The organism is Vogesella sp. AC12 (assembly GCF_024437575.1).
In the GTDB taxonomy this organism is placed as follows: domain Bacteria; phylum Pseudomonadota; class Gammaproteobacteria; order Burkholderiales; family Chromobacteriaceae; genus Vogesella; species Vogesella indigofera.
Map to the genome: position 1 here is coordinate 20913 of NZ_JANFNU010000010.1, position 23104 is coordinate 44016.

Annotated in this window: 23 protein-coding genes and 1 tRNA gene; 19 read left to right on the forward strand and 5 right to left on the reverse strand. The window is 61.3% G+C overall.

The features are described from left to right. Positions 1–280: 280 nt before the first annotated feature. From NOM55_RS13785 to recG, 4 genes are all read left to right on the forward strand, one after another. Positions 281–1126, forward strand: a complete 846-nt coding sequence (locus NOM55_RS13785; RefSeq protein WP_255909108.1) for a PhzF family phenazine biosynthesis protein — start codon at positions 281–283, stop codon at positions 1124–1126. Between the two features lie 64 nt (positions 1127–1190). Continuing rightward, the gene (locus NOM55_RS13790) at positions 1191–1934 is read left to right on the forward strand and encodes a metallophosphoesterase (protein WP_255909110.1); all 744 of its coding nucleotides are present in this window, start codon (positions 1191–1193) and stop codon (positions 1932–1934) included. A 136-nt stretch (positions 1935–2070) separates the two neighbouring features. Then, on the forward strand, positions 2071–2502 hold the full coding sequence (locus tag NOM55_RS13795) for a DUF2147 domain-containing protein (protein WP_047966916.1): 432 nt from the start codon (positions 2071–2073) through the stop codon (positions 2500–2502). An 88-nt stretch (positions 2503–2590) separates the two neighbouring features. Beyond that, entirely contained in the window at positions 2591–4639 is a 2049-nt protein-coding gene (gene recG / locus NOM55_RS13800) for an ATP-dependent DNA helicase RecG (RefSeq protein ID WP_255909112.1), read from the forward strand. Positions 4640–4724: 85 nt separating this feature from the next. Here recG and NOM55_RS13805 read toward each other — a convergent pair whose 3' ends face one another. The 5 genes from NOM55_RS13805 to pstS form a co-directional block, all read right to left on the reverse strand. Next, the gene (locus NOM55_RS13805) at positions 4725–6173 is read right to left on the reverse strand and encodes an inorganic phosphate transporter (RefSeq protein WP_255909114.1); all 1449 of its coding nucleotides are present in this window, start codon (positions 6171–6173) and stop codon (positions 4725–4727) included. Between the two features lie 222 nt (positions 6174–6395). Further along, positions 6396–7160, reverse strand: coding sequence for a phosphate ABC transporter ATP-binding protein PstB (gene pstB, locus NOM55_RS13810; RefSeq protein WP_047966920.1), 765 nt, complete (start codon positions 7158–7160; stop codon positions 6396–6398). A gap of 13 nt (positions 7161–7173) precedes the next feature. Then, positions 7174–8046: a phosphate ABC transporter permease PstA gene (gene pstA, locus NOM55_RS13815; protein WP_047966994.1), complete on the reverse strand. Its 873-nt coding sequence runs from the start codon at positions 8044–8046 to the stop codon at positions 7174–7176. Positions 8047–8102: 56 nt separating this feature from the next. Then, positions 8103–9065 (reverse strand): phosphate ABC transporter permease subunit PstC, encoded by a 963-nt coding sequence (gene pstC / locus NOM55_RS13820; RefSeq protein WP_255909116.1) that lies wholly within the window; start codon positions 9063–9065, stop codon positions 8103–8105. A gap of 79 nt (positions 9066–9144) precedes the next feature. Continuing rightward, entirely contained in the window at positions 9145–10182 is a 1038-nt protein-coding gene (gene pstS / locus NOM55_RS13825; protein ID WP_120809253.1) for a phosphate ABC transporter substrate-binding protein PstS, read from the reverse strand. Positions 10183–10328: 146 nt separating this feature from the next. Between pstS and tpiA the strand changes: the two genes are divergently transcribed. The 15 genes from tpiA (at position 10329) to nuoL (ending at position 23065) form a co-directional block, all read left to right on the forward strand. Next, positions 10329–11075, forward strand: coding sequence for a triose-phosphate isomerase (tpiA, locus tag NOM55_RS13830; protein WP_255909206.1), 747 nt, complete (start codon positions 10329–10331; stop codon positions 11073–11075). 1 nt (position 11076) lies between these two features. After that, on the forward strand, positions 11077–11421 hold the full coding sequence (secG, locus tag NOM55_RS13835) for a preprotein translocase subunit SecG (RefSeq protein ID WP_047966922.1): 345 nt from the start codon (positions 11077–11079) through the stop codon (positions 11419–11421). Positions 11422–11439: 18 nt separating this feature from the next. Continuing rightward, positions 11440–11525 (forward strand) — tRNA-Leu (locus NOM55_RS13840). Between the two features lie 93 nt (positions 11526–11618). Continuing rightward, positions 11619–11975 (forward strand): NADH-quinone oxidoreductase subunit A, encoded by a 357-nt coding sequence (locus NOM55_RS13845; protein ID WP_047966923.1) that lies wholly within the window; start codon positions 11619–11621, stop codon positions 11973–11975. Continuing rightward, on the forward strand, positions 11966–12442 hold the full coding sequence (locus tag NOM55_RS13850; protein ID WP_047966924.1) for an NADH-quinone oxidoreductase subunit B family protein: 477 nt from the start codon (positions 11966–11968) through the stop codon (positions 12440–12442). The genes NOM55_RS13845 and NOM55_RS13850 overlap by 10 nt, the downstream gene beginning before the upstream one ends. A gap of 9 nt (positions 12443–12451) precedes the next feature. Continuing rightward, positions 12452–13045 (forward strand): NADH-quinone oxidoreductase subunit C, encoded by a 594-nt coding sequence (locus NOM55_RS13855; protein ID WP_047966925.1) that lies wholly within the window; start codon positions 12452–12454, stop codon positions 13043–13045. Further along, positions 13038–14291, forward strand: a complete 1254-nt coding sequence (locus tag NOM55_RS13860) for an NADH-quinone oxidoreductase subunit D (protein ID WP_047966926.1) — start codon at positions 13038–13040, stop codon at positions 14289–14291. Before NOM55_RS13855 ends, NOM55_RS13860 begins: the two co-directional genes overlap by 8 nt. Beyond that, positions 14291–14791 (forward strand): NADH-quinone oxidoreductase subunit NuoE, encoded by a 501-nt coding sequence (gene nuoE, locus NOM55_RS13865; protein WP_255909118.1) that lies wholly within the window; start codon positions 14291–14293, stop codon positions 14789–14791. Before NOM55_RS13860 ends, nuoE begins: the two co-directional genes overlap by 1 nt. Beyond that, positions 14791–16086, forward strand: a complete 1296-nt coding sequence (gene nuoF, locus NOM55_RS13870) for an NADH-quinone oxidoreductase subunit NuoF (RefSeq protein ID WP_047966928.1) — start codon at positions 14791–14793, stop codon at positions 16084–16086. The genes nuoE and nuoF overlap by 1 nt, the downstream gene beginning before the upstream one ends. Positions 16087–16089: 3 nt before the next feature. Then, complete coding sequence (gene nuoG / locus NOM55_RS13875) at positions 16090–18444, forward strand: NADH-quinone oxidoreductase subunit NuoG (protein WP_255909120.1); 2355 nt, start codon at positions 16090–16092, stop codon at positions 18442–18444. A 3-nt stretch (positions 18445–18447) separates the two neighbouring features. Then, positions 18448–19494 (forward strand): NADH-quinone oxidoreductase subunit NuoH, encoded by a 1047-nt coding sequence (gene nuoH / locus NOM55_RS13880; RefSeq protein ID WP_047966930.1) that lies wholly within the window; start codon positions 18448–18450, stop codon positions 19492–19494. A gap of 28 nt (positions 19495–19522) precedes the next feature. After that, positions 19523–20002 (forward strand): NADH-quinone oxidoreductase subunit NuoI, encoded by a 480-nt coding sequence (nuoI, locus tag NOM55_RS13885; protein ID WP_202902727.1) that lies wholly within the window; start codon positions 19523–19525, stop codon positions 20000–20002. 9 nt (positions 20003–20011) lie between these two features. Next, positions 20012–20653 carry an NADH-quinone oxidoreductase subunit J gene (locus NOM55_RS13890; protein WP_255909123.1) on the forward strand — a complete coding sequence of 214 codons (642 nt, stop codon included), beginning with the start codon at positions 20012–20014 and terminating at the stop codon, positions 20651–20653. Positions 20654–20672: 19 nt separating this feature from the next. Next, on the forward strand, positions 20673–20978 hold the full coding sequence (gene nuoK / locus NOM55_RS13895; protein ID WP_047966932.1) for an NADH-quinone oxidoreductase subunit NuoK: 306 nt from the start codon (positions 20673–20675) through the stop codon (positions 20976–20978). A 35-nt stretch (positions 20979–21013) separates the two neighbouring features. Then, on the forward strand, positions 21014–23065 hold the full coding sequence (nuoL, locus tag NOM55_RS13900) for an NADH-quinone oxidoreductase subunit L (protein ID WP_047966933.1): 2052 nt from the start codon (positions 21014–21016) through the stop codon (positions 23063–23065). Positions 23066–23104 lie beyond the last annotated feature (39 nt).

Consider the following 23104-nt stretch of genomic DNA (forward strand, 5'->3'; position numbering starts at 1 on the left):
CGGCGGCGGGGTGGAGCCCGTCACCTCGGGGCGTTGCGAAATGCCATGAAAAACAGGCACATCGGTGTTGCGGTGCGCAGTGTAACAAATTTTCCCCTGTAGAAAAAATCCAGTATCCAGGATGCGGCGGCATTGTCGTGGCCGGCGGAACAGGCTGTTTCCGCTGGCGGCCTTCTGTCCGCGCTGCAGGCTGTGGCCTAATGGGCGCTTTGCCGAGCACGATGCCGCGCCCCGACGCTGCGGCCAACCTTGCCGGCAGCAGTCATTTACAGGAGCCACCATGAGCCGCAGTTATGCCTACCAGATCGTCAACGTGTTTGCCGAAAGCCGTTTCGGCGGCAATCCGCTGGCGGTGTTTACCGATGCCAGCGGTCTGTCGGATGACGACATGCAGCTGATCGCGCGCCAGTTCAACTTGTCGGAAACGGTGTTCCTGCTGCCGGGCGATGCTGAGGCCGCCGCCAGCCTGCGCATCTTCACCCCCAGTTATGAACTGCCGTTCGCCGGTCACCCCACCATCGGCAGTGCCGCGGTACTGCACGCGCAGCACGGGCTGGGCGACAGCTTTACGTTGCGCACCCGCGCCGGGCTGATCCCGATCCACTGGCAGGATGGCGTGTTCCGCCTCACCGCGGTGCCGGCCACGCAGCGTGCGGCCAACCTTGCGCCGGCGGACGCCGCCGCGATGCTGGGCCTTGCCGCCGCCGACATCGCCGCCGCGCCGATGTGGGTGAACGCCGGCAGCGAGCAGCTGCTGATTCGCCTCGCCAGCCGCGAGGCGGTGCTGGCGGCGCGGCCGGTGCACGAGCTGTTCCTGCGCCACGCCACGCTGCACCCCGGACGCAGCATCGCCTACCTGTGGCATGTGGCGGACAACGTCGCCACCGTGCGGCTGTTTTTCGAGCAGCAGGGCGCCGTCATCGAGGACCCGGGCACCGGTAGCGCCTGCGCCAACCTCGGCGGCTGGTGCGCGCTGAACGGCCTGGCGCCGCTGTCGTGGCGCATCGAGCAGGGCGAGGCCATCCAGCGGCCCAACGTGCTGTACCTAGATGTGGCGGCCGGCGGCACGGTGCAGGTCGGCGGCAAGGTGCAGCAACTGGGCGAGGGCACGTTCCGCTTGCCCTGAGCGCGGCGGCTTGCCACTATCGACAAGCGGCCAGCCGGCCGCTTTGTCATTGGGAGAGCTCGTCATGCTGCCCGATCGTTTTGCCGTCATTTCCGACATCCACGGCAACCTGCCGGCCTTGCAGACGGTGCTGGCCGACATGCACGGCCGCGGCATCGGCCACGCGGTGAACCTGGGCGACATCCTGTCCGGCCCGCTGTGGCCGGCGGAAACCGCCGACCTGCTGATGGGCCTGAATCTGCCGACCATCGCCGGCAACCACGAGCGCCAGCTGCTGGCCTGCCAGCAACGCCCCGGCGGCCCGTCCGACCAGTACGCCTTTGACCAGACCTCGCCGCTGCAGCGCGCGTGGCTGGCGTCGCTGCCCGGTGCGTTGCGGCTGGGCGACGTGCAGCTCACCCACGGCAGCCCGCACAGTGATTTGCAGTACCTGCTGGACGACATCGTTGCGGCCAACCTGGTGCCGGCCAGCCGGGCCACCGTGGCGCAGCGGCTGGGGCAGACCAGCGCCACGCTGGTGTTGTGCGGCCACAGCCACATGCCACGCCTGCTGCAGCTGCCGGACGGCCCGCTGGTGCTGAACCCTGGTAGTGTGGGCCTGCCGGCCTACGACGATAGCGACGGCGGCTATCACCGCGTGCAGACCGGCGCGCCGCATGCCAGCTACGCCATTGCCGAGCGGGTGGCGACGGGCTGGCAGGTAGAACTGTTGCGGATTGCCTACGATTGGCCGCAGGCCGCGCAACGGGCGGCAGACAACGGCCGGCCGGATTGGGCCGCCTGGCTGCAAAGCGGCATGGCGACCTAGCACCGGCTGCGGTCGCCTGAAATTCATACAAGTGATTGAACGATTTGCGTATCAAGGTTAGAGTCGTGACACCAAACCGGTGTTTGAAAAGGCATGAGGGGTGCCGGCGCCGGACAACACGAGGGAGATACGCACCATGAAGACACTAACCCAGCTTGCTACCGTCACCGCCTTGCTGCTGGCCAGCCAGGCGGCACTGGCCGCCGGTGCCGGTGGCACCTGGAAAACCATCGACGATGAAACCAAGCAGGCCAAGGCGCTGGTGGAGATCAGCGAAACCGCCGGCGGCGAGCTGTCCGGCCGCATCGTGAAGCTGTTTGCCAATCCGGACGCGGTCTGCGACAAGTGCGACGGCCCGCTGAAGGGCAAGCCGGTGGTCGGAATGACCATCCTCACCGGCCTGAAAAAAGGCGGCGACGGCTGGGAGGGCGGCAAGATCCTCGATCCGAAATCCGGCAAGGTGTACAGCGCCAAGGCCAAGCTGGCCGAGGCTGGCAAGAAGCTGGAAGTGCGCGGCTTCATCGGCATGGCGCTGCTGGGCCGTACCCAGACCTGGGAACGCCAGTAAGCCAGCCGCCGCAGCCAGCGCGGCCGTGAGCAGCAGCAATCGACGGGACAGCTTGGGCTGTCCCGTTTTGCATGGGTACAATGCCGCCATGAACTCTCCTGCCGATATCGCCGGCCAGCCACCGCTGGCCGCGCCCGCCACCGCCAAGAAACTGGAAAAGCTCGGCATCCGCCGCCGCTTCGACCTGGTGCTGCACCTGCCGCTGCGCTACGAGGACGAGACCCACCTCTATCCGATCGCCCAGGCGCCCTACGGCCAGGCGGTGCTGGTGGAAGGCGAGGTGACGCAGTGCGAGGTGCAGTTCCGCCCGCGGCGGCAGCTGGTGGTGCAGATCGAGGACAAGAGCGGCAAGCTGGTGCTGCGCTTCATCCACTTCTACGGCAGCACGCAGCAGCAGCTGGCCAAGGGTCGCCGCGTGCGGGCGCTGGGCGAGGTGCGCCGCGGTTTCTTCGGCGACGAGATGGTACATCCCAAGATCCGCGAGGTGCACGAGGGCGATCCGCTGGCCGACAGCCTGACCCCGGTCTATCCCACCGTCAACGGCCTGACCCAGCCGGTGCTGCGCCGCCTGATCCACGCCGAGCTGAAGGCGCAGCCACTGCCGGAAACGCTGCCGGACGAGATGCGCCGCAGCCTGGGGCTGATGCCGTTTGCCGATGCGGTGCAGTTGCTGCACCGCCCCGGCCCGGAGTATTCCGCCACCCAGCTTACCGACGGCAACCTGCCGGCGTGGCAACGGCTGAAGTTCGACGAGCTGCTGGCGCAGCAGCTGTCGATGCGGCTGGCCTACCGTGCGCGGCGGCAGGGCAGTGCGCCGGTGATCGCCGGCGACGGCAGCCTGCGCGCGCAGCTGCTGGCCAGCCTGCCGTTCGCGCTGACCGGCGCACAGCAGAAGGTATTGACCGAGATCGTCAGCGACATCGCGCTGCCGCACCCGATGAACCGCCTGCTGCAGGGCGACGTCGGCAGCGGCAAGACCGTGGTGGCGGCGATGGCGGCGCTGGCGGCGATCGAGGCCGGTTTCCAGGTGGCGCTGATGGCGCCGACCGAGATCCTGGCCGAGCAGCACTACGTGAAGCTGGCCGCGTGGCTGGCGCCGCTGGGCATCGAGGTGGCGTGGCTGTCCGGCAGCCTGCGCAAGAAGGCACGCGGCGAGATGGCGGCCAAGATCGCCGGCGGTGAGGCGCGACTGGCGGTCGGCACCCATGCGCTGTTCCAGGACGACGTCAGCTTCGCACGCTTGGGACTGGTCATCGTCGACGAGCAGCACCGCTTCGGCGTCGGCCAGCGGCTGGCGTTGCAGGAGAAGGGCGCCGCCCCGCACCAGTTGATGATGTCGGCGACGCCGATCCCGCGCACGCTGGCGATGAGCTTCTACGCCGACCTCGACGTGTCGGTGATCGACGAGCTGCCGCCGGGGCGCACGCCGATCGTCACCAAGCTGATCAACGCCGCGCGCCGCGACGAGGTGGTGGCTTTCGTCGACAAGGCCTGCCGCGAGGGCAACCAGGTGTACTGGGTGTGCCCGCTGATCGAGGAGTCGGAAACGCTGCAGCTGCAGACCGCGGTCGATACCCACGCGGTGCTGGTGGAGGACCTGCCGCAGTGGGGCGTCGGGCTGGTGCACGGCCGCATGAAGGCGGCGGAAAAGGCCGAGGTGATGGGGCGCTTCATCCGCAACGAGCTGCAACTGCTGGTGGCGACCACGGTGATCGAGGTCGGCGTCGACGTGCCCAACGCCAGCCTGATGGTGATCGAGCACGCCGAGCGCATGGGGCTGGCGCAGCTGCACCAGCTGCGCGGCCGCGTCGGCCGCGGCGCGGCGAAGAGCAGCTGCGTGCTGCTGTTCGAGACGCCGCTGTCGGAGCTGGCCAAGGCGCGGCTGAAGGTGATCTACGAGAATACCGACGGCTTCGAGATCGCACGGCAGGACTTGAATATCCGCGGCCCCGGCGAATTCCTCGGTGCGCGGCAGAGCGGCCTGCCGATGCTGCGCTTTGCCGATCTGGAGGCCGACATCGAGCTGCTGGAGGCGGCGCGCGAGCTGGCGCCGCAGCTACTGCAACGTTGGCCGCAATACGCCGCAGCGCACCTGACGCGCTGGCTGGCCGGGCGCGAGCACTTCCTCAAGGCCTGATGCCGCGCTCGCCAGGCTGCGGCCAACCTTGTCGGCATGAAAAAGGGCTGCCCGCGGGCAGCCCTTGTTGTTTGCGCTGGCGCGCTTACACGAATAGCTTCACGCCGACGTAGTACAGGCTGATCGCCAGACCCATGCTCACCGGCAGGGTCAGCACCCAGGTGGTGAGGATGGTCTTGATGGTGGACAGCTGCACGCCGGAGCGGTTGACCACCATGGTGCCGGCGACGGCACTGGACAGGATCTGGGTGGTGGACACCGGTGCGCCGATCACGCTGGCCAGACCGATGGACAGCGCCGACATGGTTTGCGCCGCCATGCCCTGTGCGTAGGTCATGTCCTTCTTGCCGATCTTCTCGCCCACGGTGTTGACCACGCGCTTCCAGCCGACCATGGTGCCCAGGCCGATGGCCAGCGCCACGGCGACGATCACCCAGGTCGGTGCGTATTCGGTGGTCTGGGTCAGGTCTTTCTGGATGCCTTTCAGCTGCTTCAGGTCAACGTCGTTGATGCCCGGCACCTTGCTGATCTTCTTGGCGCCGTCGGCGAGGCAGATCAGCTGGGTGCGCACGTTCCAGCGTTGCGCTTCCGGCAGGGTCTGGAACGACTTGGCGTCACCGATCGCGCTCAGCAGCGCGCCGGCTTCTTCCACGATCTTCGACGGTTCGCACTGGTGGTTGCCCTTCACCGGGTACTTCAGGTCGATGATGACCTGGTTGCGCTGGTACAGCTCTTTCAGCTGGATGGCGGCGATCTTGGTGTGCTCGATCTGGATCGGTTCGGCTTCGAGGTTGACCACAAAGTGGGCCGGCGCCAGTGCGATCAGCACCAGCATCACCAGGCCGACACCCTTCTGGCCGTCGTTGGAGCCGTGGGTGAAGCTCATGCCCATCGACGATACGATCAGCATGAAACGTGCCCAGAACGGCGGATGCTTGCGACCTTCGATCTGCTGGCGCTGGAATGGCGATTTGTGGATGTTGGACAGCGGGCGCAGCTTCATCAGCGTGAACAGCATCAGGCCGGCGAGGCCGGCGCCGAACAGCGGCGACAGGAACAGCGACAGGAACACGTCGATGGCCTTGCTCCAGTTGATGCCGTTGACGATGGAGTCGCCGGTCAGCAGCGCGTTGCCGATGCCGACGCCGAGGATGGCGCCGATCAGGGTGTGCGAGCTGGAGGCCGGGATGCCGAAGTACCAGGTGCCGAGGTTCCACACGATGGCGGAGGTCAGAAGCGCGAACACCATCACCATGCCCTGCGCCGAATTGATGTTCAGCAGCAGGTCGGTCGGAATCAGGTTGACGATGGCGTAGGCCACGGCCAGACCGCCAAAGAACACGCCGAGGAAGTTGAAGAAGCCGGACAGCAGCACGGCGGTCTCCGGTTTCATCGACTGGGTGTAGATGACGGTTGCAACGGCGTTGGCGGTGTCGTGAAAGCCGTTGATGAATTCAAAGGCGAGCACGAAGGTGATCGACAGCACCAGCGTGATCGCGAGCAGTGTGTCGAGTCCCGAAAGAAGTTCCAGCATGATTTATGTGTCAGGCGTTATCCGAAAGGCGGGATTCTTGGGGTTGGCAGATGACACGTCAAGAGCTTGTAACAATCTTTTTGCGGTGCGTTTGAAATGTGCCAAAGGCATGAGTTTACGGCTTGACAGTGTTGTATTTTGGCAGGGTTTAGTGGCTTGATTTGAAAAGAAAAATGCCTCCGTTCTGGAGGCATTAGAGGGGCTGTAATAAAACAGTAATATTCAGCCGAATTTGCCGGTGATGTAGTCTTCGGTTTCCTTGCGCTTGGGCGCGGTGAAGATATCGTCGGTGGCGCCGAACTCCATCAGCTCGCCCAGGTACATGTAGGCGGTGTAGTCGGAGACGCGGGCCGCCTGCTGCATGTTGTGGGTGACGATGGCGATGGTGTAGTCCTGCTTCAGCTCGTGGATCAGCTCCTCGATGTGCGCGGTGGAGATCGGGTCCAGCGCCGAGGTCGGCTCGTCCAGCAGCAGCACTTCCGGACGGGTGGCGACGCCACGCGCGATGCACAGCCGCTGTTGCTGGCCGCCGGACAGCGAGTTGCCGGACTGCTTCAGTTTGTCCTTCACCTCGTTCCACAGCGCAGCCTTGCGCAGCGCCCATTCCACGCGATCGTCCATCTCGCTGCGCGACAGGTTCTCGTACAGCTTCACGCCGAAGGTGATGTTGTCGTAGATCGACATCGGGAACGGTGTCGGCTTCTGGAACACCATGCCGACGCTGGCGCGCAGCATGTTCACGTCGACCGACTTGGCGAGGATGTTCTGGTTGTCGAGCAGGATCTCGCCTTCGGCGCGCATGCCGGGATACAGCTCGAACATGCGGTTGAAGGTGCGCAGCAGCGTCGATTTGCCGCAGCCGGACGGGCCGATGAAGGCGGTGACCTTGCCGGCCGGGATGTCGAGGTTGACCTTCTTCAGCGCGAGGAAGTTGCCGTAGTAAAAGTTGAGGTCTTTTACCTTGAGCTTGATTGCTTGTTCAGTCATGGTGCGTCAAGCCTTAATGAGATTGGGTTTTCTGACTGCCCAGCCAGCGGGCAACGATGTTCAGGGTCAGTACGCTGAGCGTGATCAGCAGGGCGCCGGCCCAGGCCAGTGCGTGCCAGTCTTCGTACGGGCTCATCGCGAACTGGAAGATCACGATCGGCAGGTTGGCCATCGGCTGGTTCATGCCGCTCCAGAACTGGTTGTTCAGCGCGGTGAACAGCAGCGGCGCGGTTTCGCCGGAAATGCGCGCCACCGCCAGCAGGATGCCGGTAATCACGCCGGCCTTGGCCGAGCGCAGTGTCACGTACATGGTCACCTTCCACTGCGGTGCGCCGAGGGCGATTGCCGCTTCGCGCAGGCTGTTTGGCACCAGGCGCAGCATGTTCTCGGTGGTGCGCACCACCACCGGAATCACCAGCAGCGACAGCGCCAGCGCGCCGGCCCAGCCGGAGAAGTGGCCCATGGTCACCACGTACATCTCGTAGATGAACAGGCCGATGACGATGGACGGTGCGGACAGCAGGATGTCGTTGATGAAGCGGGTGGCCGGCGCCAGCCAGCCGCGCTCGCCGAATTCCGCCAGGTACACGCCGGCGAGGATGCCGATCGGGGTGCCGAGCAGGGTGCCGAAGAAGGTCATCTTCAGCGAGCCGGCGATGGCGTTGATCAGGCCGCCTTCGGAGCCGGGCGGCGGCGTGATCTTGGTGAACACGTCCACGCTCATGCCGGCGAGACCGTTGACGAGCAGGGTGTACAGGATCCACGCCAGCCAGAACAGGCCGAACCCCATCGCCAGCAGCGAGGCGGTCATGTTGAAGCCGTTGACGAAACGGCGCCGGGCGTAGATGGCGTTGTTGCGCGAATTTTTGCTTGGTTGTGCCGACATGGTGTGATCCGTGTTGGGCGAACGGGCGGTCAGGGTGGTAGTCATCATGCTCCCGCTCAGGAATTACGGCCTTCCTGCTTCTTCAGTTGCAGCAGCAGCAACTTGGAGCAGGACAGTACGACAAAGGTGATGAAGAACAGGATCAGGCCGAGTTCGATCAGCGCGGCCATGTGGAATTCGCCGGTGGCTTCGGCAAACTCGTTGGCCAGTGCCGAGGCAATCGAGTTACCGGGGTCGAACAGACTGGTGGACAGGTTGGTGGAGTTGCCGATCACGAAGGTGACCGCCATGGTCTCGCCCAGCGCGCGGCCCAGTCCCAGCATGATGCCGCCGATGACACCGGTCTTGGTGTACGGCAGTACCACGTTGCGCACCACTTCCCAGGTGGTGCCACCCAGGCCGTAGGCGGACTCCTTCAGCATCGGCGGTACCACTTCGAACACGTCGCGCATCACCGAGGCGATGAACGGGATCACCATGATGGCCAGGATCAGGCCGGCGGTGAAGATGCCGATGCCCATCGGCGCCCCCTGGAACAGGAAGCCGATCAGTGGCCATTCACCGAGGTTTTCCATGATCCATGGCTGCACGTGGTCGCCGAACAGCGGCGCAAACACGAACAGGCCCCACATGCCGTAGATGATGGATGGGATGCCGGCCAGCAGTTCCACCGCGATGCCCAGCGGCCGCTTCAGCAGCGGCGGGCAGATTTCGGTCAGGAAGATGGCAATGCCGAAGCTGACCGGAACCCCGATCAGCAACGCGATAAAGGAGGTCACCAGCGTGCCGAAGATCGGCACCACCGCGCCGAAGTTTTCCGATACCGGGTCCCACTCGGTGCTGGTCAGGAAGCTCCAGCCAAAGTGCCGGATGCTGGGCATGGCGCCGATGACCAGCGAGATCAGGATGCCGACCAGCAGGGCCAGCACCAGGAAGGCAAAAAACCGGGTGGTCATGCGGAACAGCGAATCCAGCATCATCTGACGTTTCAGGTTGGCGCTGTTGCTTAGTTTTTCCATGAAAATCTCTTGGTCTGATTGGCAGACAAAAAGCCGAGGAGTCTCTCCCCGGCTTGTACTTCAGTGCTGCAACTGCAGATTACTTCCAGACCGGGGCGCCGGAGGTGGCCGCGATCTGTTTCCAGCTGTTGCGGATTACCGTCTTCACATTGGCAGGCATTGGCACATAGTCAAGCTGGGTGGCAATGGCGTCGCCGCCCTTGTAGGCCCAGTCAAAGAACTTCAGCGCTTCCTGTGCCTGTTCCGGCTTGTCCTGTTTCTTGTGCATCAGGATGAAGGTGGCGCCGGAGATCGGCCAGCTATCCTTGCCTGGCTGGTTGGTCAGGATCAGGTAGAAGCCTGGTGCCTTGGCCCAGTCGGCGTTGGCCGCCGCGGCCTTGAAGGTGCTGTCGTCCGGGTTCACGAAAGTACCGGCCGCGTTCTGTACCTGAGCGTGTGCAATCTTGTTCTGCTTGGCGTAGGCGTACTCTACATAGCCGATGGAGCCCTTGATGCGGGTCACGTAGTTGGCCACACCTTCATTGCCCTTGCCGCCGACACCGGTCTTCCAGTTCACCGCGGTGTTTTCACCGATGGCGGATTTCCATTCCGGCGATACCTTGGACAGGTAGTTGGTGAAGATGAAGGTGGTGCCGGAGCCGTCGGAGCGGCGTACCACGGTAATCTTCTGGTCCGGCAGCTTCACGCCCGGGTTCAGCTTGCCGATGGCGGCATCGTTCCAGTTGGCAACCTTGCCGAGGTAGATGTCGGCCAGCAGCGGGCCGGTCAGTTTCAGCTGGCCGGCGCCGATGCCCGGGACGTTGACCACCGGTACCACACCGCCAATCACGGTCGGGAACTGGGTCAGGCCGTGCTTGCTCAGCTCTTCCGGCTTCAGCGGCATGTCGGAGGCGCCGAAATCAACGGTCTTCGACTGGATCTGCTTGATACCACCACCCGAACCGATCGACTGGTAGTTCATGTTGTTGTTGGTCTGCGCCTTGTACGCTTCCGCCCATTTGGCGTACAGCGGGTACGGGAAGGTGGCGCCAGCGCCGGTGATGTCGGCCGCAAACACATTGCTTGCAACAAAACCGGAAACCACCAGCGTGGTAGCCCAACGAATAGAATGTTTCATGCTTGCTCCTAGAGTTCACGACTTGTTTCGATGTGCGCATCCTAAGGGAGGCTCTTTGCAGAAATATTACAGTCATGACTATGCACAGCAATGTAGTACCCGCTGATATAATTTGCCCATTAAAAACAGCAATCAGGGTATTCGGCATGACGGGCAAACTGGTAATCGGCAACTGGAAGATGAACGGGCGGCTTGCGGCCAACCTTGCACTGATCGACGCCCTGCAAGCCGATGCGGCGGTGCGGGCGGCCCAGGTAGCGGTGACGCCACCGTTTGCCTACCTTGGTCAGGCCGCCGCGTTGCTGGCTGGCAGCAATATCGCGCTGGCGGCGCAGGATGTCAGCGCCTTTGACAAGGATGGTGCCTACACCGGCGAAGTCAGTGCCGCGATGCTGGCCGATGTCGGCTGCCGCTATGTGCTGATCGGCCACTCCGAGCGCCGCCAGTACTTTGCCGAAGACAATGCCCTGCTGGCGCGCAAGCTGCAGGCGACCGTTGCCGCCGGCCTGGTTCCGGTTTATTGCGTCGGCGAGACGCTGGCCGAGCGCGAAGCCGATGCTTATAAGGCAGTTATTGGCGAGCAGCTGACGGTGCTGGGCGCGCTGGCCGGGCACGACTACGTGGTGGCGTACGAGCCGGTCTGGGCGATCGGTACCGGCAAGGTGGCTAGCGTCGAGCAGATCGACGACGTGCACCAATATATCCGGGCGACTTTGTTGCAATGCCATGGGGCTTCTGATAGTATTCGCGTCCTCTACGGAGGCAGCGTCAAGGCGGACAATGCGGATGCGATTTTTTCGCTGCAAAGTGTCGGTGGCGCCTTGGTTGGCGGGGCATCTTTAGATGTTGAGAGCTTTGGGCGAATTTGCCAGGCTGCTGAAAAAACGGTATAGTATGGAACTTCTGAATACATTAGCACTCGTCGCCATGTTGGTTTCTGCGCTGGCGATCATCGTCCTTGTCCTGATGCAGCATGGCAAGGGTGCGGACATGGGTGCTGCTTTCGGTAGTGGTGCATCGGGTAGTCTGTTTGGTGCCACCGGTTCCGCGAATTTTTTGAGTAGGGCTACTGCGATTGCGGCTGTCGTATTCTTCTCGTCCTTGATGGTTATTGGTTTCTTTCACTCCTCGGCCAAGACGGAATTGGGCGTGATGGGTGGAGTGTCCAGCCAGTCTGCATCGCCACTCCCGAGCGACGCTGATAAGAGCAAGGCCTCTGGTTCTGTGATTCCAGAGTAAAAATTGAGTTTGTATAGTGCCGACATGGTGGAATTGGTAGACACGCTATCTTGAGGGGGTAGTGGCCATAGGCTGTGTGAGTTCGAGTCTCACTGTCGGCACCACATTCAAAAAACAGGCCATCGGGAAACCGGTGGCCTGTTTTACTTGGAGCCAAGGAGGTCTTTGACCTCCTTTCTTTTAGAGGTGCGCGGGAAATGCTGCAAAATTACTTTCCCATTCTGATGTTCGTTGTCGTCGGCCTGCTGGTTGGCGTCGGTCCATTGCTTCTGGGGTGGCTGTTAGCCCCGAATCGTCCTGATCCTGAAAAGCTTTCTCCATACGAATGCGGCTTCGAGGCATTTGAAGATGCGCGTATGAAGTTTGACGTCCGGTACTACCTGGTCGCCATTCTTTTCATTCTCTTCGATCTGGAAATTGCCTTTCTCTTTCCGTGGGCGGTTGTGCTCAAAGAACTGGGCATGTATGGCTTCGGCGTCATGATTGAGTTCATCACGGTGCTGACCATCGGTTTCGTCTACATGTGGAAAAAGGGAGCTCTGGAATGGGAGTAGAAGGCGTTCTTGAAAAGGGCTTTGTCACCACCACGGCTGACAAGCTCATTAACTGGACCCGTACTGGTTCCCTGTGGCCGATGACATTCGGTCTGGCCTGCTGTGCGGTGGAGATGATGCATGCGGGTGCTGCCCGTTATGACCTCGACCGTTTCGGCATCGTGTTCCGTCCCAGTCCACGCCAGTCCGACCTGATGATTGTCGCCGGCACCCTGTGCAACAAGATGGCTCCGGCCCTGCGCAAGGTGTACGACCAGATGGCTGAGCCACGCTGGGTGATCTCCATGGGCTCCTGTGCCAATGGCGGCGGCTACTATCACTACTCTTATTCTGTCGTTCGCGGCTGTGATCGTATTGTTCCGGTTGACGTCTATGTGCCGGGCTGTCCGCCGACTGCAGAGGCGTTGCTTTACGGCATCATCCAGCTGCAGAACAAGATCAAGCGTACCAATACTATCGCCCGCTGAGGTTAAACCATGGCATCCAGAATGGAAGTGCTCAAGTCGGCGGTAGAGCGTGTGCTTGGCGACAAGGTTGTATCGGCCAAGATTGCGCTCGGTGAGCTGACTATCGTCTGTAAATCCGTGAACGTGACCGAAGCAATGACCACATTGCGCGATCACCCAGAGCTGGCGTTCGAGCAGTGTATCGACGTCTGCGGCATGGACTACAGCACCTACCAAGACCAACCACAAGACGGCCCGCGTTTTGCGGTGGTTTATCATTTGCTGTCCCTGACGCACAACACCCGCCTGCGTGTGCGCGTGTTTGCCGAGGATGACGATTTCCCGGTCGTGCCGAGCGTGGTGGAAATCTGGAATACCGCCAACTGGTTCGAGCGCGAGGCGTTCGACCTGTTCGGCATCATCTTCGAAGGCCATCCGGACCTTCGTCGCATCCTTACCGACTACGGTTTTGTCGGTCATCCATTCCGCAAGGACTTCCCGCTGTCCGGTCATGTCGAAATGCGCTACGACGCAGCTCAGCAGCGCGTGATCTACCAGCCGGTCACCATCGAACCGCGTGAGATTACGCCACGCATCATTCGCGAGGAGAACTACGGTGGCTGACATCCGTAACTACACCCTGAACTTCGGTCCGCAGCACCCGGCCGCGCACGGCGTGTTGCGCTTGGTGCTGGAGCTGGATGGTGAAGTGGTACAGCGTGCCGACCCGCATATCGGCCTGCTGCACCGCGGTACCGAGAAGCTGGCCGAAAGCAAGACCTTCATCCAGTCGCTGCCGTACATGGACCGTCTCGACTACGTGTCGATGATGTGCAACGAGCACGCCTACTGCCTGGCGATCGAAAAGCTGGCCGGTATCGAAGTGCCGGAGCGTGCCCAGTACATCCGCGTGATGTTTGCCGAGATCACCCGTATCCTCAACCACCTGTTGTGGATCGGCGCGCACTCCATCGACATCGGCGCGATGACCATGTTCCTGTACGCGTTCCGCGAGCGCGAGGACCTGATGGACTGCTACGAGGCCGTCTCCGGTGCCCGCTTGCACGCCGCCTACTTCCGTCCGGGTGGTGTCTATCGCGACCTGCCGGACAGTATGCCGCAGTACAAGGCGTCCAAGATCCGCAACGCCAAGGAAATCGCACGCCTGAACGAAACCCGCAAGGGCTCGATGCTCGATTTCATCGAAGACTTCACCAACCGTTTCCCGGCCTGTGTCGACGACTACGAGACCCTGCTCACCGATAACCGTATCTGGAAGCAGCGTACCGTCGGTATCGGCGTGGTCACGCCGGAGCGTGCCAAGAATCTGGGCATGACCGGTCCGATGCTGCGTGGTTCCGGCATCGCCTGGGACCTGCGCAAGATGCAGCCGTACGACGTATACGACCGCATGGAATTCGACATTCCGGTTGGCGTCACCGGCGACTGCTATGACCGCTATCTGGTGCGTGTCGAAGAAATGCGCCAGTCCAACCGCATCATCCAGCAGTGCGTGAAGTGGCTGAAGGCCAACCCTGGTCCGGTTATTACCGACAACCACAAGTTCGCCCCGCCTAGCCGCGAAGACATGAAGAGCAATATGGAGGAGCTGATCCACCATTTCAAACTCTTCACTGAAGGCATGCATGTGCCGGAAGGCGAAGCTTACGCCGCTGTAGAGCATCCAAAAGGCGAGTTCGGTATCTATCTGGTTTCCGATGGTGCCAACAAACCTTATCGTCTGAAAATCCGTGCGCCGGGCTATGCCCATCTGGCCAGTCTGGATGAAATGTCTCGTGGCCACATGATTGCCGACGTTGTCGCCATCATTGGTACTCAGGACGTGGTATTTGGGGAGATCGACCGCTGATGCTATCCGCACAATCGCTTGCAAAAATTGACCGCGAACTGGCTAAGTATCCTGCCGACCAGTTCCGGTCCGCCATCATGGGCGCGTTGCGCATTGCACTGGTCGAGCGTCGTGAAACCGGCAACACGCCGGAAGAGCGCTGCCTCAATGCCGACATGATCGAATTCGTGGCCAACTACGTGGGTATCCCGCCGGTTGCCGCCTACGAAGTCGCCACCTTCTACAACATGTACGACATGAAGCCGGTCGGCAAATACAAGCTGACCGTCTGCACCAACCTGCCTTGCGCGCTGCAAGGCGGCGTCAATGCCGCGCACTACATCGGTGAAAAGCTGGGTATCGGCATCGGTGAAACCACCGCCGACGGCAAGTTCACCCTGCTGGAAGGGGAGTGCATGGGCGCCTGCGGTGATGCACCGGTCCTGCTGGTGAACAACCACAAAATGTGCAGCTTCATGATGCGCGAAGCTATCGATAAGAAACTGGCGGAGTTGGAATAATGGCAGTTTTCGTCAATGGCGTGATTTTCGAGGGCGTGGACACCGCCGCTCCGGACTGCTGGCGCCTCGAGGCCTACATGGCTCGCGGTGGCTATCAGGCCCTCAAGAAAATTCTTGATAACAAGATCCCCCAGGAAGACGTGATCGCCGAAGTGAAAAACTCCGGCTTGCGTGGTCGTGGTGGTGCAGGTTTCCCGACCGGTCTGAAGTGGAGCTTCATGCCGCGTTCCTTCCCCGGTGACAAGTACGTGGTCTGTAACACCGACGAAGGCGAACCGGGCACGTTCAAGGATCGCGACATCATCGTCTACAACCCGCACGCGCTGATCGAAGGCATGATCATTGCCGGTTACGCCATGGGTTGCAAGGCGGGTTACAACTACATCCACGGTGAAATCTTCGAGGCCTACGAGCTGTTCGAAGAGGCACTGGACGAGGCACGCAAGGCCGGTCTGCTGGGACAGAACATCCTCGGCACCGACTTCAGCTTCGATCTGTTCGCGCACCACGGCTACGGCGCCTACATCTGCGGCGAAGAAACCGCGCTGCTGGAGTCGCTGGAAGGCAAGAAAGGCCAGCCGCGCTTCAAGCCGCCGTTCCCGGCCAGCTTCGGCCTGTACGGCAAGCCGACCACCATCAACAACACCGAGTCGTTCGCCTCCGTGCCGTTCATCATCCGTGACGGCGGCCAGAAGTTCCTGGAAGCGGGCAAGCCGAACAACGGCGGTACCAAGCTGTTCTCCATCTCCGGTCACGTCAACCGTCCGGGCAACTACGAGATTCCGCTGGGCACCCCGTTCGCCACGTTGCTGGAAATGGCCGGCGGCATGAAGGACGGCAAGAAGCTGAAGGCGGTGATTCCGGGTGGTTCGTCGGCCCCGGTACTGCCTGGCGAGGTGATGATGGAACTGACCATGGATTACGACAGTATTTCCAAGGCCGGTTCGATGCTGGGGTCTGGCGCGGTCATCGTGATGAACGAGGACGTGTGCATGGTCAAGGCGCTGGAGCGTCTGGCCTACTTCTATCACGAAGAGTCCTGCGGCCAGTGCACGCCATGCCGTGAGGGTACCGGCTGGCTGTACAAGGTGATCCATCGCATCGCCAACGGCGAAGGCCGTGACGGCGATCTGGAGTTGCTGGAATCTGTCGGGAACAATATGGCGGGCCGCACGATTTGCGCCCTGGCTGATGCCGCCGTGTTCCCTGTTCGTAGTTTCACCAAGCACTTCCGCAATGAGTTTGAACATCTCATTACGCACAAGAAGGCCTTGGTGGATCACAAATGGTGTTGAGCGATGCTTGAAATCGAAATCGACGGAAAAAAACTGACGGTCAATCAGGGCATCACCATCATGGATGCTGCCCACACCGCCGGTACACATATCCCTCACTTCTGCTACCACAAGAAGCTGTCCATTGCGGCCAACTGCCGCATGTGCCTGGTGGAAGTGGAAAAGGCGCCCAAGCCTTTGCCGGCCTGTGCCACGCCGGTCACCGACGGCATGAAAGTGCATACCGCCTCGCCGCTGGCCAAGAAGGCCCAGGCTGGCGTGATGGAGTTCCTGCTGATCAACCACCCGCTGGATTGCCCGATCTGCGACCAGGGCGGCGAGTGCCAGCTGCAGGATCTGGCCGTGGGCTACGGCAATTCTTCTTCCCGCTACCAGGAAGAAAAACGCGCCGTGGTCGGCAAGGACATGGGGCCGCTGGTTTCCGCCGAGGAAATGAGTCGCTGCATCCATTGCACCCGCTGCGTCCGCTTTACCGAAGAGATCGGTGGCTACCAGGAAATTGGGATGGCCAACCGCAGCGAATTTTCGGAAATCCTGCCGTTCCTCGGCAAGACCGTGAACTCGGAAATCTCCGGCAACGTCATCGACCTGTGCCCGGTCGGCGCGCTGACCTCCAAGCCGTTCCGCTACGCTACCCGTGCCTGGGAGCTGTCGCGCCGCAAGTCGGTCAGCCCGCACGATGGTCTGGGCAGCAACCTGATCGTTCAGGTCAAGCAGAACCAGGTGATGCGCGTCCTGCCGCTGGAAAACGAAGACATCAACGAGTGCTGGATCGCCGACCGCGACCGCTTCTCGTACGAAGGCCTGAACAGCGCCGAGCGCCTGCAGAAGCCGATGATCAAGTTTGACGGCAAGTGGCACGAAACCGACTGGCAGACGGCACTGGACTACGTGGTCAAGGGCCTCAACGGCGTGGCCAACGACCACGGCAAGGATGCCATCGGTTTCCTGGCCAGCCCGCACAGCACCACCGAAGAACTGTATCTGGCGCAGAAACTGGCGCGCAGCTTCGGCGTCAACAATATCGATGCCGCACTGCGTCGCAGCGACAAGCGTGTCGCCGCGGCACAGCAAGGCGCACTGTGGCTGGGTTCCAGCATCGTCGAGCTGCTGGCCGCCAAGTCGGTGCTGATGGTGGGTTCCACCCAGCGCCAGGAGCAGCCATTGCTGGCATCGCGCCTGCGCCAGTCGGTCAAGAAGGGCATGGCACTGAACGTGATCCATACCAGCGACGACGAGCTGCTGACCCGCATCAATGCCAAGCTGATCGTGTCGCCGCTGGCGCTGGTCAACGCGCTGGCGCAGGTGCTGAAAGCCGCGGTGGAAATCAAGTCCGCGTCGACCGCACTGGATCTGTCTGCGGCCAACGTTAGCGCCGAGGCGCGCGCCATTGCCGACAGCCTGTGCGCCGCCGAATCGGCTGCCGTGGTGCTGGGCAATGTGGCACAACACCACCCGGCGTTTGCCGAGCTGCTGTCGCTGGCCCAGGAAATCGGCCGCGTCACTGGCGCCCGTTTCGGTATCGCAGCCGAAGCCGCCAACAGCGTCGGTGCCGACATCGCCGGTGTCAATCCGCAACGTGGCCCGCTGGGCAAGACCGTCTCTGCCGGTATCGGTGCCAGCGAGATGCTGGCCGCGCCGCGCAAGGCTTATGTTCTGCTCAACAGCGAGATCGAAGCCGACGCCTACAACAGCCAGCAAGCCGTTGCCGCGATGAAGCAGGCTGCCACCGTGATTGCCCTGACCGCATTCAAGGGTGAAGCGCTGCTGGACTACGCCGATGTGCTGCTGCCGATCGCGCCGTTCTCCGAAACTGCCGGTTCCTTCGTCAACATGGAAGGCAAGCTGCAGCCGTTCAACGGTGTGGTGCGTCCGCTGGGCGAGACCCGTCCGGCCTGGAAAGTGCTGCGCGTGCTGGGCAACATGCTCAACCTGTCCGGCTTCGATTTCAACAGTGCGGAAGACGTGCGCGCCGAGTTGCTGGCGCATGGCGACATCGCTGCGGCACTGAACAACCAGTTGACCGGTGTTGCGGCCAACGTTGTGGCCGGCGACACGCTGGTACGTATCGGTGAAGTGCCGATGTATCAGGCCGATGCCATCTGCCGTCGTGCCGAATCGCTGCAGAAGACCGCCGCGGCAGCCGCGCCCGTGATTGCCCTCAACCCGCAAGACATCGCCAAACTGGGTCTGGAAGCAGGTCAGCCTGCCATCGTCAGCCAGGGTGAGGCCGAAGTTCGCCTGCAACTGGTAGCCGACGCTGCCGTTGCCGCCGGTGCGGTCCGTGTCGCTGCTGCCCATCCGGCAACGCAGGCACTGGGTGGTCTGTTCGAACCGATTCAGATCAAGCGAGGATAAGTCATGGAATTGCTGCAAAACTTGCTGGGGACCGAGGCCGGTCTGGCGGTGTGGACACTGCTGAAGATTCTGGCCATCGTTGCCCCGCTGATGATCGGTGTGGCCTACCTGACGCTGGCAGAGCGCAAGGTGATCGGCTACATGCAGATCCGTATCGGCCCTAACCGTGTCGGCCCGAAAGGGCTGCTGCAGCCTCTGGCTGACGGTGTGAAGCTGCTGATGAAAGAGATCATCCTGCCGACCAAGTCGAGCAAGGGTCTGTTTCTGGTGGCTCCGGTGCTGTCCATCATGCCGGCACTGGCGGCCTGGGCGGTGATCCCGTTCACCGACACCATGGTGCTGGCCAATATCGATGCGTCGCTGTTGTTCATCATGGCGATCACTTCGATGGGCGTGTACGGCGTGATCGTGGCCGGCTGGGCGGGTAACTCCAAGTACTCCTTCCTGGGTGCTCTGCGTTCCTCGGCCCAGATCGTGTCCTACGAGATCTCGATGGGCTTCGCGCTGGTCGGCGTGCTGATGGTGTCCGGCAGCCTGAACCTGGTTGAGATCGTTAACCAGCAGGGCCACGGCATCGGTGGTGGTTCGGTGCTGTCGTGGAACTGGCTGCCGCTGTTCCCGCTGTTTCTGGTGTACCTGATTTCCGGTGTCGCCGAAACCAACCGCGCCCCGTTCGACGTGGCGGAAGGTGAATCGGAAATTGTCGCCGGTTTCCACGTGGAATACTCCGGCATGGCCTTCGCCGTGTTCTTCCTGGCGGAATACGCCAACATGATCCTGGTGTCGGCACTGACCGCCATCATGTTCATGGGTGGCTGGCTGTCGCCGTTCCCGGCATCGTGGGGTGCGCTGGGCGCGTCCGGTGTGATCTGGCTGCTGGCCAAGATTTCCCTGGTGCTGTTCCTGTTCCTGTGGTTCCGTGCCACCTTCCCGCGCTATCGCTACGACCAGATCATGCGTCTGGGCTGGAAAATCTTCATCCCGGTATCGCTGGTTTGGGTGCTGGTTGTCGGCGCCTGGATGATGAGCCCACTGTCGCTGTGGAACTGATACGGATTGGATGAATAGCATGGAAATGATCCGAAATTTTTTCAAAACCTTCCTGCTGGTAGAACTGGTGCAGGGCCTGATGGTGACCGGTCGTCACTTTTTCGCCCGCAAGATCACCGTCCAGTTCCCGGAAGAGAAGACCCCGATCTCGCCGCGCTTCCGTGGCCTGCACGCGCAGCGCCGTTACGCCAACGGCGAAGAGCGCTGCATCGCCTGTAAGCTGTGCGAGGCAGTATGCCCGGCGCTGGCCATCACCATCGAGTCGGAGCAGCGTGACGACGGTACCCGTCGTACCAGCCGCTACGACATCGATCTGACCAAGTGCATTTTCTGCGGTTTCTGCGAAGAAGCCTGCCCGGTCGACGCCATTGTGGAAACGCACATTTTTGAATACCACGGCGAAAAACGTGGCGACCTCTACTACACCAAGCCGATGCTGCTGGCGGTGGGTGACAAGTACGAGGCTGAAATTGCGGCCAACAAGGCTGCTGATGCCAAGTATCGCTAAGGGGGAGACATGAGCTTTCAAGCTGTTGTGTTTTATGTGCTGTCGCTGATCCTGATCGTTGCCGCGTTCCGCGTGGTGACGGCCAAGAACCCGGTTCATGCAGCCTTGTATCTGGTGCTGGCGTTTTTTACCGCCTCCGGCCACTGGCTGTTGCTGCAGGCGGAGTTCCTCGCCATTGCGCTGGTGCTGGTCTATGTCGGTGCGGTGATGGTGTTGTTCCTGTTCGTGGTGATGATGCTCGACATCAACATCGAGAAGCTGCGCGAAGGCTTCTGGCAGAACTTCCCGCTGGCCGGTACCGTGGCGCTGGTGATGGTGGCCGAAATGTTGCTGATCCTGTCCAGCCCGGAGGCCAACCTTGCCGGCTTCCAGGCCGGGCCTGCAGTAGCGGCCGATGCCAGCAACGTACGCGAACTGGGTCGCCAGCTGTATACCGTTTACCTGCTGCCATTCGAGGCCGCGGCGGTCGTGCTGCTGGTGGCGATGGTTGCTGCCATCGGTATCACCATGCGCAAGCGTGCTGACAGCAAGTACATCAATCCGGCGGAGCAGGTGCGGGTGCGTCGTAATGACCGCGTGCGTGTGGTTCAGGTTCAGGCGGTAAAGCCTGAAGTGGACACTGCTTCTGACATCAACGAGCAACAGGCCTGACGGCCGATTAGGAGGACACGTGCTTTCACTCACACACTTCCTGGTTCTGGCCGGCATCCTGTTTGCCATCAGCGTACTGGGTATTTTCCTGAACCGGAAAAACCTGATCATCCTGCTGATGGCAATCGAACTGATGTTGCTGGCGGTGAACTACAACTTCATCGCGTTTTCGCACTATCTGTCTGATACGGCTGGGCAGATCTTCGTCTTCTTCATCCTTACCGTTGCGGCGGCAGAATCGGCGATTGGTCTGGCGATTCTGGTGGTGCTGTTCCGTAAACTGGACAGCATCAACGTAGAAGACTTGGGCAGCCTCAAAGGCTAAGGCAACCGGATACCACTTTAAAAAGCACGACAAACATGGATATGAAGAGCTTATACCTGCTGATTGCGCTCTCACCACTGGTGGGGTCGGTCATTGCAGGCCTGTTTGGATGGGCGATTGGTCGCCGTGCTGCACACGTTGTTACCATTCTTGGCGTGGCAGTTTCGGCGGTTCTCTCGATTGGCGTACTGAAGGGCTTCCTTGACGGCAGCACCCAGGTATTCAATGCCCCTGTATACACTTGGCTGACGGTCGGTGGTTTCGAGTTCTCCGTCGGCTTCCTCGTTGACTCGCTGACCGCGATGATGCTGGTGGTGGTAACCAGCGTGTCGCTGATGGTGCATATCTACACCATCGGCTACATGCACGAAGATCCGGGTTACCAGCGCTTCTTCAGCTACATCTCGCTGTTTACCTTCTCGATGCTGATGCTGGTGATGTCCAACAACTTCATCCAGCTGTTCTTCGGCTGGGAAGCGGTGGGTCTGGTCTCCTATCTGCTGATCGGTTTCTGGTTCAAACGTCCGACTGCGATCTTCGCCAACCTGAAGGCGTTCCTGGTCAACCGTGTCGGTGACTTCGGCTTCCTGCTCGGTATCGGCCTGGTACTGGCCTATTTCGGCGGTTCGCTGAACTACAGCGACGTGTTCGCTGCGGCGCCGGCGCTGGCCAGCAAGACCATCCAGATCATCCCTGGCGTGGAATGGTCGCTGCTGACCGTGACCTGCATCCTGCTGTTCATCGGCGCGATGGGTAAATCGGCGCAGTTCCCGCTGCACGTGTGGCTGCCAGACTCGATGGAAGGCCCGACGCCGATCTCCGCGCTGATTCACGCGGCGACCATGGTGACCGCCGGTATCTTCATGGTATCGCGCATGAGCCCGCTGTTCGAAATGTCGGATACCGCACTGAACGTGGTAATGGTGGCCGGCTCGATCACCGCGCTGTTCATGGGTTTCCTCGGTGTGGTACAGAACGACATCAAGCGTGTGGTGGCTTACTCTACCCTGTCGCAGCTGGGTTACATGACTGTGGCACTGGGCGCGTCCGCCTACTCGGTGGCCATGTTCCACGTGATGACGCACGCGTTCTTCAAGGCCTTGCTGTTCCTTGGCGCCGGTTCCGTGATCATGGGCATGCACCATGACCAGGACATGCGCAATATGGGCGGCCTGCGCAAGTACATGCCGATTACCTGGATCACCTCGCTGCTGGGCTCGTTGGCACTGATCGGTACCCCGTTCTTCTCCGGCTTCTACTCCAAGGATTCCATCATCTTGGCCGTGGAACACAGCAACCTGGCGGCTTCCGGTTTTGCCTACTTTGCCGTAATCGCCGGTGTGTTCGTGACCGCGTTCTACTCTTTCCGCATGTATTTCCTGGTCTTCCACGGCAAGGAACGCTGGATGGAGAACCACGGTTCGCACCATGCCCATGAGGGCGATCATGACGACGAAGAGCCGTCCGATGACCACCATCATGGTCTGGGTCCGAACGACAAGCCGCACGAGTCGCCATGGGTGGTGACCCTGCCACTGGCACTGCTGGCGATTCCTTCGGTGCTGATCGGTTTCTTCGCCATCCATCCGCTGGTCGGTGGCGAGTTCTTCAAGGGCGTGATTTTCACCAATCTGGAAGCACATCCGGGCCTGGAAGCAGCTATGCACCATGCCCACGATGCGATGGCCATGGGTCTGCACGCCTTCGTGACCCTGCCGTTCTGGTTGGCCGCAGCCGGTGTGGCACTGGCCTGGTTCTTCTACATGAAGGCGCCACACATTCCGGCCGCCATCAAGCAGAAGTTCTCCGGCGTGCACACGCTACTCGAGAACAAGTACTACATGGACGAGCTGTACTTCGCCGTGTTTGCCAAAGGTTCGCGCGCACTGGGCACTTTCTTCTGGAAAGTCGGTGACATGCTGCTGATCGATGGCTTGCTGGTGAATGGCAGTGCCCGTCTGGTCGGCTCGGTATCCAGAGCGGTCCGCAAGCTGCAAACCGGTTTCATCTACAGCTACGCTGCGGTGATGATCATCGGGGTGCTGGTTCTGATGACGTACTGGTTCAAGCCGCTGATCCTCCGTTAAGGATCGGTACCGGAATCGATATAACAAATTAGGTTCTCG